Consider the following 16,289-nt stretch of genomic DNA (forward strand, 5'->3'; position numbering starts at 1 on the left):
CGTAATCTCGTTCGGTGGGCTGCACCGGACGAAGGTCTGAAACCTTACGGAGATGGACACGAATTCTATGTAGGACAAGTCGCCGTTTAGATGGGGATTACTCTCTCTCTTCACTTGTCTGACAAAGAGGGAAAACATTCTTACAGGATGAAACGGATTAGGCGGGCACACGGTATTTCAGACAAAAAAAAAGCCTGCCCGGCGTTGGCCGGACAGGCTTGATGGAACCTGCGAGAACTACTCGTGATACTGCGCCGACAGCTCATGCACCGCGCGCAAGAACGCACCCGCATGTTCCGGATCGACTTCCGGCGTAATGCCATGACCCAGGTTGAACACGTGGCCGCTGCCCTTGCCGTAGCTGGCGAGGATCCGTCCGACTTCGGTACGAATGGCTTCCGGTTTGGCGTAGAGCACGGTCGGGTCCATGTTGCCTTGCAAGGCAACTTTGTCGCCAACGCGAGCCCGGGCATTGCCGATATCGCACGTCCAGTCCAGGCCCAGCGCATCAGCACCGGCATCAGCGATGCTTTCCAGCCACAGGCCGCCGTTCTTGGTGAACAGGATGACCGGAACCTTGCGGCCTTCGTGTTCGCGGATCAGGCCGCTGACGATTTTGCGCATGTAGGCCAGGGAGAATTCCTGGTACGCCGCCGCCGACAGGTTGCCGCCCCACGTGTCGAAGATCTGCACCGCTTGCGCGCCGGCCATGATCTGGCCGTTGAGGTACGAGGTCACCGACTGCGCCAGCTTGTCCAGCAGCAGGTGCATGGCTTGCGGGTTGTCGTAGAGCATGGCTTTGGTCTTGCGGAAGTCTTTCGACGAACCGCCTTCAACCATATAGGTGGCCAGGGTCCATGGGCTGCCGGAGAAACCGATCAGCGGTACACGGCCGTTCAGTTCGCGGCGGATGGTGCTGACCGCGTCCATCACGTAACCGAGGTCTTTGTGCGGATCAGGAATCGGCAGGGCTTCGATGTCGGCCATCGTGCTGACGACTTTTTTGAAGCGCGGACCTTCACCGGTTTCGAAGTACAGGCCCTGGCCCATGGCGTCCGGGATGGTGAGGATGTCGGAGAACAGGATTGCCGCATCCAGTTGCGGATAGCGGTCGAGCGGTTGCATGGTGACTTCGCAAGCGAACGCCGGGTTCATGCACAGGCTCATGAAGTCGCCGGCCTTGGCACGGCTGGCGCGGTATTCAGGCAAGTAGCGACCGGCCTGACGCATCATCCACACAGGGGTGACGTCTACAGGTTGCTTGAGCAGGGCGCGAAGGAAACGGTCGTTCTTCAGGGCAGTCATGTCGGCATCCGGAAAAAAAGTGCGGGCATTTTCTCAGAGCTCGACGCAAAAGGCACGGATGCAGGTCAGCCTTTTGTCTATCGGGTCAATTTGTCGCGGGGGAATACAGTGTTTGGCAACACCCTGAAACCAATGTGGGAGCGAGCCTGCTCGCGATGAGGGCTTCACATTCAACATCTCTGTTGACTGATCCACCGCTATCGCGAGCAGGCTCGCTCCCACAGGGTTTGGCGTCGTCTAATTAGACGCCCAGGTAGTCCAGGATCCCTTCAGCCGCATTGCGGCCTTCGAAGATCGCCGTCACCACCAGGTCGGAACCGCGAACCATATCGCCACCGGCGAAGATTTTCGGGTTGCTGGTCTGGTGCTTGAACTGACCTTGTTCAGGCGCAACTACGCGGCCCTGGCTGTCGGTCTGGATGCTGAACTGCTCGAACCACGGCGCCGGGCTTGGACGGAAACCGAAAGCGATGACCACGGTGTCGGCCGGGATGATCTCTTCGGAGCCCGGGATCGGCTCGGGGCTGCGACGGCCACGAGCGTCCGGCTCGCCGAGACGGGTCTCGACCACCTTCACGCCTTCAACCTTGTCTTCACCCACGATGGCGATCGGCTGGCGGTTGTAGAGGAATTTCACGCCTTCTTCCTTGGCGTTCTTCACCTCTTTGCGCGAGCCAGGCATGTTCGCTTCGTCACGACGATACGCACAGGTCACCGACTTGGCGCCCTGGCGGATCGACGTACGGTTGCAGTCCATCGCCGTGTCGCCGCCGCCCAGTACCACAACCTTCTTGCCTTTCATGTCGACGAAATCTTCCGGCGACTTTTCAAAGCCCAGGTTGCGGTTGACGTTGGCGATCAGGAAGTCCAGCGCGTCATGCACGCCCGGCAGGTCTTCACCGGCAAAGCCGCCCTTCATGTAGGTGTAGGTGCCCATGCCCATGAACACGGCATCGTATTCTTCGAGCAGTTGCTCGACGGACACATCCTTGCCCACTTCGGTGTTCAGGCGGAACTCGATGCCCATGCCGGTGAAAACTTCGCGGCGATTGCTCAGCACGGTCTTTTCCAGCTTGAACTCCGGGATACCGAAGGTCAGCAGACCGCCGATTTCCGGGTTCTTGTCGAACACCACCGGGGTCACGCCGCCGCGTACCAGCACGTCGGCACAACCGAGACCGGCCGGGCCTGCGCCGATGATCGCGACACGTTTGCCGGTCGGCTTGACCTTGGACATGTCCGGGCGCCAGCCCATGGCGAACGCGGTGTCGGTGATGTACTTCTCGACCGAACCGATGGTCACCGCGCCGAAGCCGTCGTTGAGGGTGCAGGCACCCTCGCACAGACGATCCTGCGGGCACACCCGGCCGCAGACTTCCGGCAGGGTGTTGGTCTGGTGCGACAGCTCGGCGGCCTGGAGGATGTTGCCCTCGGCCACCAGTTTCAGCCAGTTCGGAATGAAGTTGTGCACCGGGCACTTCCATTCGCAATACGGGTTACCGCAACCCAGGCAGCGGTGGGCCTGATCGGCCGAATGCTGGGGTTTGAAGGGTTCGTAGATCTCCACGAACTCTTTCTTGCGTTGACGCAACAGTTTCTTCTTCGGATCTTTGCGCCCGACGTCGATGAACTGGAAGTCGTTATTCAGACGTTCAGCCATTGTTAAAACCTCATCAAACTCTTCAGGCGCATATCACTGCGGGTTGGCACGGGTGCTGGAAAGCAACGTTTTCAAGCTGGCAGCCTTGGGCTTGACCAACCAGAAACGGCGCAGGTAGTCATCGAGGTTTTCCGCGAGTTCACGACCCCACTCGCTGTCGGTTTCCTCGACGTACTCGTTCAGCACGCGTTGCAGGTGGCTACGGTAGGCTTCCATCGCTTCGCCGCTGATCCGCTGGATTTCCACCAGTTCGTGGTTGACCCGGTCAACGAAGGTGTTGTCCTGATCGAGCACGTAGGCGAAACCGCCGGTCATGCCTGAGCCGAAGTTGTAACCGGTTTTGCCCAGGACGCAGACGAAACCACCGGTCATGTACTCGCAGCAGTGATCGCCAGTGCCTTCCACCACGGTGTGAGCACCGGAGTTACGCACGGCGAAACGCTCGCCCGCAGTGCCGGTAGCGAACAACTTGCCGCCGGTGGCGCCGTACAGGCAGGTGTTGCCGATGATGGCACTGTCCTGAGTCTTGTAGGCGCTGCCCTTCGGCGGAACGATGACCAGTTTGCCACCGGTCATGCCTTTGCCGACGTAGTCGTTGGCGTCGCCTTCCAGGTACATGTTCAAACCGCCGGCGTTCCACACACCGAAGCTCTGACCGGCCGTCCCTTTGAAGCGGAAGGTGATCGGCGCGTTCGCCATGCCTTGGTTGCCGTGCTTGCGCGCGATTTCACCGGAGATCCGCGCGCCGATCGAACGGTCGCAGTTGCAGATATCCAGCGCGAATTCGGCGCCGCTCATGTCGTTGATGGCCGAGGTGGCCATATCGATCATTTTCTCGGCCAGCAGGCCTTTGTCGAACGGCGGGTTGCGGTCGACCTGGCAGAACTGAGGCTTGTCTGCCGGGATGTGATCGCTGCCCAGCAACGGGGTCAGGTCCAGGTGGTTCTGCTTGGCGGTCTGGCCTTCGAGGACTTCCAGCAGATCGGTGCGACCGATCAGCTCTTCGAGGGAGCGCACGCCCAGCTTGGCCAGCCACTCACGGGTTTCTTCGGCGACGTAGGTGAAGAAATTCACCACCATGTCGACGGTGCCGATGTAGTGATCCTTACGCAGCTTCTCGTTCTGAGTCGCGACGCCGGTGGCGCAGTTGTTCAGGTGGCAGATACGCAGGTATTTGCAACCCAGGGCAATCATTGGCGCGGTGCCGAAACCGAAGCTTTCAGCGCCGAGGATGGCCGCCTTGATCACATCGAGGCCGGTTTTCAGGCCGCCGTCGGTCTGTACCCGGACTTTGCCGCGCAGGTCGTTGCCACGCAGGGTCTGGTGGGTTTCGGCCAGGCCGAGTTCCCACGGAGCGCCCGCGTATTTGATCGAGGTCAGCGGCGATGCGCCGGTGCCGCCGTCGTAGCCGGAAATGGTGATCAAGTCCGCATAGGCCTTGGCCACACCGGCGGCGATGGTGCCGACGCCCGCTTCTGCTACCAGTTTCACCGAGACCAGCGCCTTCGGGTTGACTTGTTTCAGGTCGAAAATCAGCTGCGACAAGTCTTCGATCGAGTAGATGTCGTGGTGCGGCGGCGGCGAAATCAGGGTCACGCCCGGCACTGCGTAACGCAGCTTGGCGATCAGACCGTTGACCTTGCCACCTGGCAGTTGACCGCCTTCGCCGGGCTTGGCGCCCTGAGCGACCTTGATCTGCAGCACTTCAGCGTTGACCAGGTATTCCGGGGTCACACCGAAACGGCCAGTCGCGACTTGCTTGATTTTCGAGCTCTTGATGGTGCCGTAGCGCGCCGGGTCTTCGCCGCCTTCGCCGGAGTTGGAACGCGCACCGAGGCGGTTCATGGCTTCGGCCAGGGCTTCGTGAGCTTCCGGCGACAGTGCGCCAAGCGAAATGCCGGCGGAGTCAAAGCGCTTGAGCACCGATTCCAGCGGTTCGATCTCGCTGATGTCCAGCGGCGTGGCCAGCGTCTTGACGTTGAACAGGTCGCGGATCATCGACACCGGACGGTTGTCCACCAGCGACGTGTATTCCTTGAACTTGCTGTAGTCGCCCTGCTGCACAGCGGCTTGCAGGGTGTTGACCACGTCCGGGTTGTAGGCGTGATATTCGCCACCGTGGACGAACTTCAGCAGACCGCCTTGCTGGATCGGCTTGCGCGGGCTCCAGGCTTCGGCGGCGAGGGCTTTCTGCTCGGCTTCGATGTCGACGAAACGTGCGCCCTTGATGCGGCTCGGCACGCCACGGAAGCTCAGGTCGCAGACTTCCTCGGACAGGCCGATGGCTTCGAACAGTTGAGCACCGCGGTAAGAAGCGATGGTCGAGATACCCATCTTCGACAGGATCTTCAGCAGGCCTTTAGTGATGCCTTTGCGGTAGTTCTTGAACACCTCATAGAGGTCGCCCAGCACTTCACCGGTACGGATCAGGTCGCCCAGCACTTCATAAGCCAGGAACGGATAGACCGCCGAGGCGCCGAAGCCGATCAACACCGCAAAGTGGTGCGGGTCGCGTGCGGTGGCGGTTTCCACCAGGATGTTGGAGTCGCAACGCAGGCCTTTTTCGGTCAGGCGGTGGTGTACCGCGCCGGTGGCCAGGGAAGCGTGGATCGGCAACTTGCCCGGTGCAATGTGACGGTCGCTCAGGACGATCTGGGTGCGACCGGCGCGAACGGCTTCTTCAGCCTGATCGGCGACGTTGCGCACGGCAGCTTCGAGGCCGACGCTTTCGTCGTAGTTGAGGTCGATGATCGCGCGCTCGAAGCCCGGACGATCGAGGTTCATCAGCGAGCGCCACTTGGCCGGGGAAATGACCGGCGAGCTGAGGATTACGCGCGAGGCGTGTTCCGGCGACTCCTGGAAGATGTTGCGCTCGGCACCGAGGCAGATCTCCAGCGACATGACGATGGCTTCACGCAGCGGGTCGATCGGCGGGTTAGTCACCTGCGCGAACTGCTGGCGGAAATAGTCGTACGGCGTGCGCACGCGCTGGGACAGCACGGCCATCGGCGTATCGTCGCCCATGGAGCCAACGGCTTCGTAGCCTTGCTCGCCGAGCGGACGCAGCACCTGGTCGCGCTCTTCGAACGTGACCTGATACATCTTCATGTACTGCTTGAGCTGATCGACATCGTAGAACGCCGAACCGTGGTCGTTGTCTTCCATGGTCGCCTGGATGCGCAGGGCATTCTTGCGCAGCCATTGCTTGTACGGATGACGGGACTTCAGACGGTTGTCGATCGCGTCGGTGTCGAGGATCTGGCCGGTCTCGGTGTCCACGGCAAAGATCTGGCCCGGGCCAACGCGGCCCTTGGCGATCACGTCTTCAGGCTGGTAGTTCCAGACACCGATTTCCGACGCCAGGGTGATGAAACCGTTCTTGGTGGTGACCCAACGCGCCGGACGCAGACCGTTACGGTCGAGCAGGCACACCGCGTAACGACCATCGGTCATTACCACGCCGGCCGGGCCGTCCCACGGTTCCATGTGCATCGAGTTGTATTCGTAGAACGCACGCAGGTCCGGGTCCATGGTTTCGACGTTCTGCCACGCAGGCGGAATGATCATCCGCACGCCACGGAACAGGTCGATGCCACCGGTGACCATCAGCTCGAGCATGTTGTCCATGCTGGAGGAGTCGGAACCGACGCGGTTCACCAGCGGGCCGAGTTCTTCCAGATCCATCAGATCGTTGGTGAACTTGGTGCGACGGGCCTGGGCCCAGTTGCGGTTGCCGGTGATGGTGTTGATCTCGCCGTTGTGGGCGAGGAAGCGGAATGGCTGGGCCAGCGGCCATTTCGGCAGGGTGTTGGTGGAAAAGCGCTGGTGGAACACGCAAATCGAGGTTTGCAGGCGCTGATCGCTGAGGTCTGGATAGAAGGCGGTCAAATCCGCCGGCATCATCAGGCCTTTGTAGATGATGGTCTTGTGCGAAAAGCTGCAGATGTAGTGATCGACGTCGGCGGCGTTGGCCACGGACGAGCGACGACGGGCGCTGAACAGCTTGATCGCCATGTCCTGATCGCTCAGGCCTTCACCGCCGATGTAGACCTGCTCGATCTGCGGCAGGCGCTCAAGGGCCAGGCGACCGAGGACGCTGGTGTCGATCGGCACTTTGCGCCAGCCGACCAGGGTCAGGCCTTCGGCCAGTATCTCGCGGTTCATGTTCTCGCGAGCGGCTTCGGCTTTGACCGGGTCCTGGTTGAAGAAGACCATGCCCACCGCATATTGCTTGGGCAGTTCGACGCCGAAGGTTTCCTGGGCGATGGCTCGCAGGAACACGTCCGGCTTTTGAATCAGCAGACCGCAACCGTCACCGGTCTTGCCGTCGGCGTTGATCCCACCGCGGTGGGTCATGCAGGTCAGGGCCTCGATGGCCGTTTGCAAAAGGGTATGACTGGGCTCGCCCTGCATATGGGCTATCAGGCCGAAACCGCAGTTATCCTTGAATTCATCTGGTTGGTACAGACCTGCTTTCATAGACACTTTCTCACCAGGCTGCCTCTTATCGAGGCAAATTTCTTTTCAATTCAACCACTTACCATCCGCGCCGAACGTACGCCAGCTTTGCGGGGGCAAAAGGGAGGTCATTGTACACACCGACACAGAGGCTCACAAATTTGACGACGAAATGTCGCAAATCTATGTCGCATTTGTGAAAGGTTTAAAGCGATCTGCTGTGCTAGTCAAAACTTTTTTAATTTTGACTGCAACGACTCAAAGACTACTGTGACGCAGACACCACAAGGCACGCGGCCTGTAGAGGCGGCATGCGCTTGTAGAAATTTTGAGGTGCCGGGAGAGGCGGCCTGGGTAAGGCCGCCGAATCTTCAGCGAGTTGTTGCCAGTTCCTGTTGGACGCTGGCGACAGTGCGAGGCCAAGGTTTACCAGCCTGAACCTTCGCTGGCAAGGCCTTGATGGCGGTAACGGCTGCATCGCGGTTGGCGAAGTTACCGTAAGTGATGACGTAAAGCGGCTTGCCGTTGAGGACTTTCTTGAAATAACGGTACTCGCCGCCCTGCTCTTTCACGAAGTTTTGCGCAGTCGCCTCGGAGCTGGTGCCGAGGATCTGCACCACGTAGTTACCCGGAGCCTGACCGGCGTACCAGGTGCCGCCGGCAGCCTTGGCCGCAGCCGCTGGTTTCTCGGCAGGCTTGGCGGTTGCGACGGCCGCTGGCTTGGCTGGCGCAGGCGCTGGTGCCGGCTTCACTGCAGGCGCCGTCGGAACCGGCTTGGCCGTCGCGACCTGAGTCGGCGCTGGTGCAGGCGCTGGTGCAGGCGCTGGCGTCGGCTTGGCGGCTGGCGTCGGCGCAGGACCGGCCTGGATGCCCGCAGGAGGCGCGATGGTGGTCACGGTCGGCGGTGTAGCGCTGGAACCCTCTACCGGCACGCCATCGTCGCCCTCGGTAATGCCACCGGCGGCTTCAGCCAGCGGGCCACGCATGACCGGCTGCGAGTTGCCGACCAACGGCAATGGCATCGGTTGCGAATTACCGGCGAATTCCACGGCTGGTGCGCCGCCGCTGTTAGGTTGTGGCGTGCCCTGCCCGAGCGGCAGTTGCGCCTGTTCGTTGGCAGGTGCGCCGGTGGTCGGTGCTTTGCTGCGACCCGGCATCAACCAGGCGGCGGCTACCGCGACCACGACGACGGCGGAAATCGCCAATACGTGTTTCTTCGGCATGTTGAACCCCATACTTGGACGCTTGACCGCTGAGCGGCTGGCAATCATGGCTTCGATCATTGCATCGCGGGCAACCTGGTTGATGTTGCCAGGCCAGCCGTCGGAGCTTTCGTGAATATCAGAGATCTGTTCTGCGGTGAAAAGTTCGATACCCCGTCCAGCACCTTCGAGCCGCTGGTCCAGATATTCGCGGGTTTCTTCTTCGGTGTAAGGCTGCAGCTCGATGACGTGGAAGCGCTCTTCTTCAAGGCTCAGCGCCTCAAGTTGAGCGATCAGCGAGGATTCGCCGAACAGGAACACGTGCGGGCGGCCTTCCGGCGCACCGGCGGCCAGCTCCATCAAGGCTTCGAGCGCGGACTCGTCGAGCTGCTCGGCGTCGTCCACCAGCAAATAGACTTCCTGACCGGTCAGCGCGAGCTGCACGACCTGAGCCAGAATCGCGCCGGTCTCGGCCTCGGCGACGTTCAGCGCCTGAGCCACTTGACGCAGCACGCCCGCCGCATCACCGGCGCCACGGGCGGAAACCACCACGCTTTGAACGGACTGTTTATTGGTGCTGGCCACCAGGGCCTGACGCAACAGGGTCTTGCCACTGCCTTGCGGGCCGGTGACCACCAGCAGCAACTGGCTGTAACGGGCCAGGTGGTGCAGCTGACCCAGCACAGGTTTGCGCTGGGCCGGGAAGAATTTGAAGCCAGGCACCCGTGGAGCAAAAGGGTCATGACTCAACTGGTAATGGCCGAGGAAAGCCTCGTCGGCGTGCAAACTAGTCATCGGGATCTTATTAACCTTTAAGCTGAGCCAGGGCGCGGTAATCCGCTCCCAGCGTGGCCTGTAGAACCTCTTTCGGATAATCGTCGGTCACCACTGCTTCGCCCATGTGGCGCAGCAGCACCAGGCGCAAACGACCGTCGATCACTTTCTTGTCAATTGCCATGTGTTCGAGAAAATCGGCTTCAGTCATCTCTTCAGGCGGGATGACCGGCAGGCCGGCACGCTGGAACAGGCGAATGCCGCGATCACGCTCTTGCTCACTGATCCAGCCCAGACGCGTGGACATTTCCAACGCCATTACCGTACCGGCAGCGACCGCTTCACCATGCAGCCAGACACCATAGCCCATGTGGGTTTCGATGGCGTGGCCGAACGTGTGGCCCAGGTTCAACGTGGCGCGAACGCCGGTTTCCTTTTCATCGGCGCCGACCACCGCTGCCTTCGCCGCGCAGGAGCGTTCGATGGCATAGGTCAGGGCGACCTGGTCCAGGGCGCGCAGGCGATCGACGTTTTCTTCAAGCCAGGTCAGGAAGGGCTCGTCGCAGATCAAGCCGTATTTGATGACTTCAGCAAGCCCGGCGGACAACTCGCGGGCCGGCAGGGTATTGAGGGAGGCGGTATCGATCAGCACCACGTTCGGCTGATAGAACGCGCCGACCATGTTTTTGCCCAGCGGATGATTGATCCCGGTCTTGCCGCCCACCGAGGAATCGACTTGCGACAACAGAGTGGTTGGAACCTGGATGAAATCGACGCCACGCTGGTAACAGGCGGCGGCAAACCCGGCCATGTCGCCAATCACGCCGCCACCGAGGGCGATCACGGTCGTGCGACGGTCGTGTCGTGCGGTCAGCAAGCCGTCGAAAATCAGTTGCAGGGTTTCCCAGGTCTTGAAGGCTTCGCCGTCGGGCAGCACCACGGAAATCACCGAATACTGTGCAAGGCTGCGGGTCAGACGTTCAAGATAGAGCGGCGCAACGGTTTCGTTGGAGATGATCGCCACTTGCCGTCCGCGAATATGCGGGGCCAGCAGCTCAGGCTGATCCAACAAACCTTCGCCAATATGAATCGGGTAGCTACGCTCGCCTAGATCGACCTTGAGTGTCTGCATGTGTCCCCACAGTGAAGATGAAATCAGGCATCCCGCCTTGAGTTATCGAGTATCCAGGGCATCTGATGGTGTGACGCCGTTCGGTAGCCATCCGCCACAACCTTGAGCGGTCGTGGCAGGACGCCGAGGATAGCGCATTTCGCGCTGCGCTTTAACGGGGAGGCAGCTGCTGCAAGCGCTCGAGAATATCGAGCACCACCATACGCGGCGGCCGCTCATCCGTTTCAACCACCAGGTCGGCGATTTCCCGATAAAGCGGGTCGCGCAACTCCAGCAAATCCCGAAGGGTCTTGGCCGGGTCGGCAGTACGCAACAGTGGCCGATTGCGGTCGCGGGCAGTGCGGCCGACCTGCTGCTCCACGGAAGCGTGCAGATAAACCACCCGACCACCGGCACGCAGCGCCCGACGATTGGCTTCGCGCATGACTGCACCGCCACCGGTCGCCAGCACCACGCCGTCGCAATCGCACAGCTCGGCAATCATCGCCTGCTCGCGGTCACGAAAGCCCGGTTCGCCTTCCTTATCGAAGATCCATGGGATATTGGCGCCCGTGCGCAATTCAATTTCCTTATCGGAATCTTTGAATGGCAGGCGCAGCTCTTTGGCCAGCAACCGGCCGATGGTGCTTTTTCCAGCCCCCATCGGTCCAACAAGAATCAAATTTCGCACAGAATCAATGACTCACAGCAATCGCCTGGTTGTTCATGATACGCGGAGTGAGAAATACCAGCAGCTCGGATTTTTTCTCCGAAACCACGTCACGCCGGAAAAGGCGGCCAAGATACGGCACATCGCCGAGAAATGGCACCTTATCTACAACCTTGCTCTGAGTATTTGAGAAAACGCCACCGATTACGATGGTCTCGCCGTCATTGACCAGGACCTTGGCGTTGACCTCGTTTTTCTTGATCGGCGGTACATCCTGGACCTTGTTCAGGTAGTCCGGTTCGTCCTTGGTGACCTTGACCTCCATGATGATCCGATTGTCCGGGGTGATCTGCGGCGTCACTTCCAGCGACAACGAGGCCTCTTTGAAGGACACCGATGTGGCGCCGCTGGAGCTGGCCTCCTGGTACGGGATCTCGGTGCCTTTGAGGATTTTTGCGGTTTCCTTGTCGGACGTGACCACTTTGGGCTGTGAGACGATTTCGCCGTTACCGGTTTTCTCCATCGCGGTCAGCTCAAGATCCAGCAGCACATTGTCAGTGATGAAGGCGATGCCGAGCCCCGAGGTATTGGCGGCGGCGCCCATATCGACGAACGGCGAGTTGGTACTGGTGCTGCCAGGCGTGCCGATGGTCGACGAAGCATCGGCGCCGTTGCTGACCCCGGATGTGTTCCAGTTGCCTTTGTTCTGCAACGAACCGCCCCAGCGCACGCCGAGGCTTTTGTCATAGTCGACGTTGGCTTCGACGATTCGCGCCTCGATCATCACCTGACGCACCGGGATGTCCAGTTGCGCGACGATCCGGCGAAGCTCGTCGAGGCGATCCTGGGTCTGATAGGCAATGATGTTGTTGGTCCGGTCATCGACAGTGATCGAACCCCGCTCATCCACTTTTGCCTCGGCACTGGTCACCGACGTGAACAACTTGGCGATATCCGCCGCCTTGGCGTAATTGACCTGCAGCAGCTCACGACGCAATGGCGCCAGATCGGCAATCTGCTTCTGCGACTCCAGCTCCTGACGTTCGCGCGCGGCAATCTCGTCGGCCGGCGCCACCAGCAACACGTTGCCGATCTTGCGTTTGTCCAGCCCCTTGGTTTTCAGCACCAGGTCCAGCGCCTGATCCCATGGCACGTTTTGCAGGCGCAAGGTGATACCGCCCTGCACCGTGTCGCTGGCCACCAGATTGAGGTTGGTGAAGTCGGCGATCAGTTGCAGCACCGAGCGCACGTCAATGTCCTGGAAGTTCAGCGAGAGCTTTTCACCGGTGTAGGCAAAACGTTCGGCGTTGCGCTTTTGCAGGTCATCGACGGTCATCGGGCGAATGCTGACGGTCAGCTTGTTGTCGGTCTGGTAGGTCGAGTAATCGAAGGCGCCGCTGGGCTCGATGCTGATGGTCGCCCTGTCACCAGTGGCACTGGCGTTGACGAACTGCACCGGCGTGGCGAAATCCTTGACGTCCAGGCGCACTCGCAGAGGTTCCGGTAATTGGGTTCTGGCAAAATTAAGGACAATCCTGCCATCGCGCTCCTGAATGTCCGGGGCGATGGAAGGGTCCGACAGGTCGATGACCACGTTGCCTTCGCCTTGGGTTCCACGCTGGAAATCCACGCCGCGAATGGCCTTGCTCGCCGGCGCATAAGCCTTGGCCGGCGCCGCAGTTGCCGTGGCGACCCGCGAAGGCCTGGCGGCAGGCGCGGCAGCGTTACTGCCTCCCCGCCCGACCACAACAAACAGGTTGTTACCTTCGACCCGTGCGGTGTACGGGGTCAATTGAGTCAGGTTGATGATCAGACGCGTGCGGTCCTTGGCTTCCACCACTGTGGCGCTGCGGGCGTTGCCGCCACCAAGATCACGGGTCTTGCTCGCCAACTGGCTGACCACGCCAGGCAGATCCAGCGCAATCCGCGCAGGCTGCTCCGTCGTGTAACCGTGGGGCGCCGGCGGCGCGCCATCGAATGACAACTTCAACTCGACGCGGTCTCCCGGCAGCGCGGCAACATCCAGCGCCTTGAGGTTGGCCGCTTGTACCATCGGCGACAGCAACGCTATCCATAGCGAAATACCGAAGGTTGCGAAAATCCTGTTCATTATTCGAGTTCCACTATGAGTGCTCTTTCAAAGGGATAGTCCGTGGCCGCTCCAGCCAGGCGCCTTCGCCGTCAGGAACGATTTCGACCACATCGACTTGCGAGCCGCTGATGGCGACGATCCGGCCATCGTTGCGCCCCAGGTAATCGCCGACTTTCAGCCGATGCACACCGCCCGCCCCGCGCAACAGCGCAAAGGAGCCCGCCGCATTGGAGATCGTGCCGACCATTTCAAACTGCTCGATGTTGAAACCTTCGAGGTACTGCTTGACCCGGCTGGGGTCTGGTTTGACATTGCGCGCGCCATGCTTCTGGCCGGCCAGATCAACTCTGAGCTGCCGGGAAAACGGGCTTCGCAAGTTAGCGGCGCTGTAGGTGAACGTTGGGTAAGACCGGAATGTCGGCGTTGGTTCAATCCTGCCCGGCGCACGCAGACGCATTTCGTTCATGTAAGCGTCGAGATCACTGAAGTCGTTGCTGCCACCACAACCGGCCAGGGCGGCCAACATCCCGATCATCGGAAAAATACGAACCGGGCTCATTTTTGCAGCCCCTTGTCGTTGTAGCGGTAAGTCTTGGCGAGGATGCTCATGCGCAATTTCGCGCCGCCTTCGGGGTTGGCCGGGGCAAGGTCGAAGTCATGCAGGGTGACGATCCGTGGCAGCCCCGCCACGCCACTGACGAACGTGGCGAGGTCATGATAGGCACCGGTGACGGTGATCTGGATCGGCAGTTCGATGTAGAAAGGCTGGGTCACCTCTGGCAGCAGTTTGATCTCTTCAAACTCCAGCCCGCTTCCGAGGCCGGTACGGGTGATGTCCTCCAGCAGACCGGGCACTTCGGTGTCGCTGGGCAATTGCCGCAGGAGTACGCCGAAGGAGTTCTCCATTTCCTTCATCTGCTGGGTGTACAGCTCAAGATTCGCCGCCATGTGGGCCTTGGTGGCGAATTGCTCCTTGAGGGTCGACTCTTCCTCGCGCTTGAGTTCAAGCTGGCTCTCAAGGTCGCTGATGGAAAAGCTGTAGCCCAGCGCCAACACCAGAATCATCAATAGAAGACCCGCCAGCGCCTTGATGGCGGGCGGCCAGGACCCCATGTTGTTGGTGTCCAGATCGTTGATGTCGATCTTGCGCAGCCCTTCGATCCATTCGGCCGGCCTCATTGAACGGCCTCCACGGCAGCAGGCTGGGTCTGGCGCACGGTCAACTGAAAGACGTTGGCCTGATCCAGTTGGCCTGCGGTGGTCGCCTTGACCTCTGTCAGGGTGGGCGCATCGAACCAGTCCGATGCATCCAGATTGCGCATCAAGTCGGAAACTCGGTTATTGGATTCTGCCGCGCCGGTGATGGACAGGGTTTTACCTTCCATTTTCACCTCGGTGAAATAGACCCCATCCGGCAAGGTGCGCGCCAACTGATCGAAGATCCGCCCGCTGATCGGACGGTTGCCTTGCAGGTCCTGAATGATGCGCATGCGTTCGACCAGTTGCTGACGCCGCGCCTTGAGGTCGCTGATCTGTTTGATCCGCTCGTCGACCACCGCAATCTGTTTACCGATGTAATCGTTTCGGGCGACCTGTCGGTCGATGGCGCCGTTGATGGCCCGATCCGCGACCAGCACCACTGCCACAGCGCCCACCAGCACGCCGACCAGCGCCAGCAAAAAGCGTTTGCGACGTGCGTCCCGCAGCTCTTCGCGCCAAGGTAAAAGGTTGATCCGCGCCATCAGTCGAAGCTCCTGAGGGCTAACCCGCAGGCGATCATCAGCGCCGGCGCGTCGCTGGCCAGGGCACCGGCGTTGACCTTGCTGCCCAGGGTCATGTCGGAGAATGGATTGGCCACTTGCGTCGAAGTGCCCAGACGCTCCTCGATCAATCGGTCCAGCCCCGGAACCGAAGCGGTGCCGCCAGCCAACAGGATATGGTCGACCGAGGTGTACTGGCCGGAAGCGAAGAAAAACTGCAACGAACGCGACACTTGCTGCACCAGCGCATCACGGAAGGGCTGCAACACTTCGCTGACGTAATCGTCCGGCAAACCGCCCTGCTTCTTCGCCAGCCCCGCTTGCTCAACGGTCAGGCCATAACGCCGCTGGATTTCTTCCGTCAGTTGACGACCGCCGAACAACTGTTCGCGGGTGTAGATGATTTTCCCGTTGCGCAGCACGCTCAGGGTGGTCATGGTCGCGCCGATGTCGACCACGGCGACCGTCAGATCCTCGCGAGACGCCGCCAGATGCCCGGTCAGCAGGCCGAATGAGCGCTCCAGCGCGTAAGCCTCGACATCGACCACGCGCGCCGTCAGGCCGGCCAGTGCGAGCGCCGCTTCACGGACTTCGACGTTTTCCTTGCGACAGGCTGCCAGCAGCACACTGACCCGTTCCGGGTTGCGTGCCGATACGCCCTGTACTTCAAAGTCGATGGCGACTTCGTCCAGTGGATAAGGGATGTATTGATCGGCCTCGATCTTCAGCTGGTTTTCCAGCTCGTCGTCGGAAAGACCTGCATCCATTTCGATGGTTTTGGTGATGACGGCAGAACCGGCCACGGCTACGGCCACATTCTTGAGGCTGGTTCTGGCCTTGAGCAGCACGCGTGAAAGGGCCTGACCCACGCCTTCGAGTTCGGCGATATTTTTCTCGACCACTGCGTTGGCGGGTAGCGGTTCAACCGCATAAGCCTCGACCCGATAGCGGTCGCCCTGGCGGCTTAACTCCAGAAGTTTCACCGACGTGGAGCTGATGTCGATCCCCAAAAGCGTATTGGCTTTTTTATTGAAGAGTCCTAGCACTACCAATTCCCTATGACTATCCGTGTCTTACGGACTCTGTAATGTCCGTTGCGTTCAAACCACCCGTCTTGACAGCAGCGCAAATGACGCTCTCGACGTAAAAATGCTTATAATGCCCAGCGTTTTTTTCCGGTTTTTACTGCAAGCGCGGGTCGTTCCCTGTTTATCTGAACCCTGCTGCCTAATTCATTCTTTGCCCTGGATATCCCAA

Annotated in this window: 11 protein-coding genes; all 11 read right to left on the minus strand. The window is 60.3% G+C overall.

Annotated elements, in window-relative coordinates:
• Window positions 1–237: 237 nt before the first annotated feature.
• The 11 genes from hemE to IB246_RS09445 all read right to left on the minus strand — a co-directional run bounded on the left by hemE (window position 238) and on the right by IB246_RS09445 (window position 16,078).
• Window positions 238–1,305 (minus strand): uroporphyrinogen decarboxylase, encoded by a 1,068-nt coding sequence (hemE, locus tag IB246_RS09395; RefSeq protein ID WP_008025187.1) that lies wholly within the window; start codon window positions 1,303–1,305, stop codon window positions 238–240.
• Window positions 1,306–1,546: 241 nt separating this feature from the next.
• A complete protein-coding gene (locus IB246_RS09400) occupies window positions 1,547–2,965 on the minus strand; it encodes an FAD-dependent oxidoreductase (protein WP_008041850.1) in 1,419 nt (472 codons plus the stop codon).
• Window positions 2,966–2,998: 33 nt separating this feature from the next.
• Window positions 2,999–7,444: a glutamate synthase large subunit gene (gltB, locus tag IB246_RS09405; protein WP_192230019.1), complete on the minus strand. Its 4,446-nt coding sequence runs from the start codon at window positions 7,442–7,444 to the stop codon at window positions 2,999–3,001.
• Window positions 7,445–7,794: 350 nt separating this feature from the next.
• Complete coding sequence (locus IB246_RS09410; protein ID WP_008041851.1) at window positions 7,795–9,420, minus strand: AAA family ATPase; 1,626 nt, start codon at window positions 9,418–9,420, stop codon at window positions 7,795–7,797.
• 10 nt (window positions 9,421–9,430) lie between these two features.
• On the minus strand, window positions 9,431–10,531 hold the full coding sequence (gene aroB, locus IB246_RS09415) for a 3-dehydroquinate synthase (RefSeq protein WP_008041853.1): 1,101 nt from the start codon (window positions 10,529–10,531) through the stop codon (window positions 9,431–9,433).
• Between the two features lie 151 nt (window positions 10,532–10,682).
• Window positions 10,683–11,201 carry a shikimate kinase AroK gene (gene aroK / locus IB246_RS09420; protein WP_032828585.1) on the minus strand — a complete coding sequence of 173 codons (519 nt, stop codon included), beginning with the start codon at window positions 11,199–11,201 and terminating at the stop codon, window positions 10,683–10,685.
• Window positions 11,202–11,205: 4 nt separating this feature from the next.
• Window positions 11,206–13,290 (minus strand): type IV pilus secretin PilQ, encoded by a 2,085-nt coding sequence (gene pilQ, locus IB246_RS09425; RefSeq protein ID WP_008041855.1) that lies wholly within the window; start codon window positions 13,288–13,290, stop codon window positions 11,206–11,208.
• A gap of 13 nt (window positions 13,291–13,303) precedes the next feature.
• Window positions 13,304–13,831, minus strand: coding sequence for a pilus assembly protein PilP (locus IB246_RS09430; protein ID WP_008041856.1), 528 nt, complete (start codon window positions 13,829–13,831; stop codon window positions 13,304–13,306).
• Entirely contained in the window at window positions 13,828–14,451 is a 624-nt protein-coding gene (gene pilO / locus IB246_RS09435) for a type 4a pilus biogenesis protein PilO (protein WP_008041857.1), read from the minus strand. The genes IB246_RS09430 and pilO overlap by 4 nt, the downstream gene beginning before the upstream one ends.
• Window positions 14,448–15,014 carry a PilN domain-containing protein gene (locus IB246_RS09440; RefSeq protein WP_008041859.1) on the minus strand — a complete coding sequence of 189 codons (567 nt, stop codon included), beginning with the start codon at window positions 15,012–15,014 and terminating at the stop codon, window positions 14,448–14,450. Before IB246_RS09440 ends, pilO begins: the two co-directional genes overlap by 4 nt.
• Window positions 15,014–16,078, minus strand: a complete 1,065-nt coding sequence (locus IB246_RS09445; RefSeq protein WP_008041861.1) for a pilus assembly protein PilM — start codon at window positions 16,076–16,078, stop codon at window positions 15,014–15,016. The genes IB246_RS09440 and IB246_RS09445 overlap by 1 nt, the downstream gene beginning before the upstream one ends.
• Window positions 16,079–16,289 lie beyond the last annotated feature (211 nt).

It is taken from the genome of Pseudomonas sp. PDM01 (assembly GCF_014852325.1).
GTDB classification, from domain to species: Bacteria; Pseudomonadota; Gammaproteobacteria; order Pseudomonadales; family Pseudomonadaceae; genus Aquipseudomonas; species Aquipseudomonas migulae.

Bases quoted from the DNA above. Each gene is read 5' to 3' on its own strand.
- IB246_RS09410 (WP_008041851.1), bottom strand. From the start codon at position 9,420: ATGACTAGTTTGCACGCCGACGAGGCTTTCCTCGGCCATTACCAGTTG.
- IB246_RS09400 (WP_008041850.1), bottom strand. From the start codon at position 2,965: ATGGCTGAACGTCTGAATAACGACTTCCAGTTCATCGACGTCGGGCGC.
- IB246_RS09430 (WP_008041856.1), bottom strand. From the start codon at position 13,831: ATGAGCCCGGTTCGTATTTTTCCGATGATCGGGATGTTGGCCGCCCTG.
- gltB (WP_192230019.1), bottom strand. From the start codon at position 7,444: ATGAAAGCAGGTCTGTACCAACCAGATGAATTCAAGGATAACTGCGGT.
- pilO (WP_008041857.1), bottom strand. From the start codon at position 14,451: ATGAGGCCGGCCGAATGGATCGAAGGGCTGCGCAAGATCGACATCAAC.
- aroB (WP_008041853.1), bottom strand. From the start codon at position 10,531: ATGCAGACACTCAAGGTCGATCTAGGCGAGCGTAGCTACCCGATTCAT.
- hemE (WP_008025187.1), bottom strand. From the start codon at position 1,305: ATGACTGCCCTGAAGAACGACCGTTTCCTTCGCGCCCTGCTCAAGCAA.
- pilQ (WP_008041855.1), bottom strand. From the start codon at position 13,290: ATGAACAGGATTTTCGCAACCTTCGGTATTTCGCTATGGATAGCGTTG.
- IB246_RS09440 (WP_008041859.1), bottom strand. From the start codon at position 15,014: ATGGCGCGGATCAACCTTTTACCTTGGCGCGAAGAGCTGCGGGACGCA.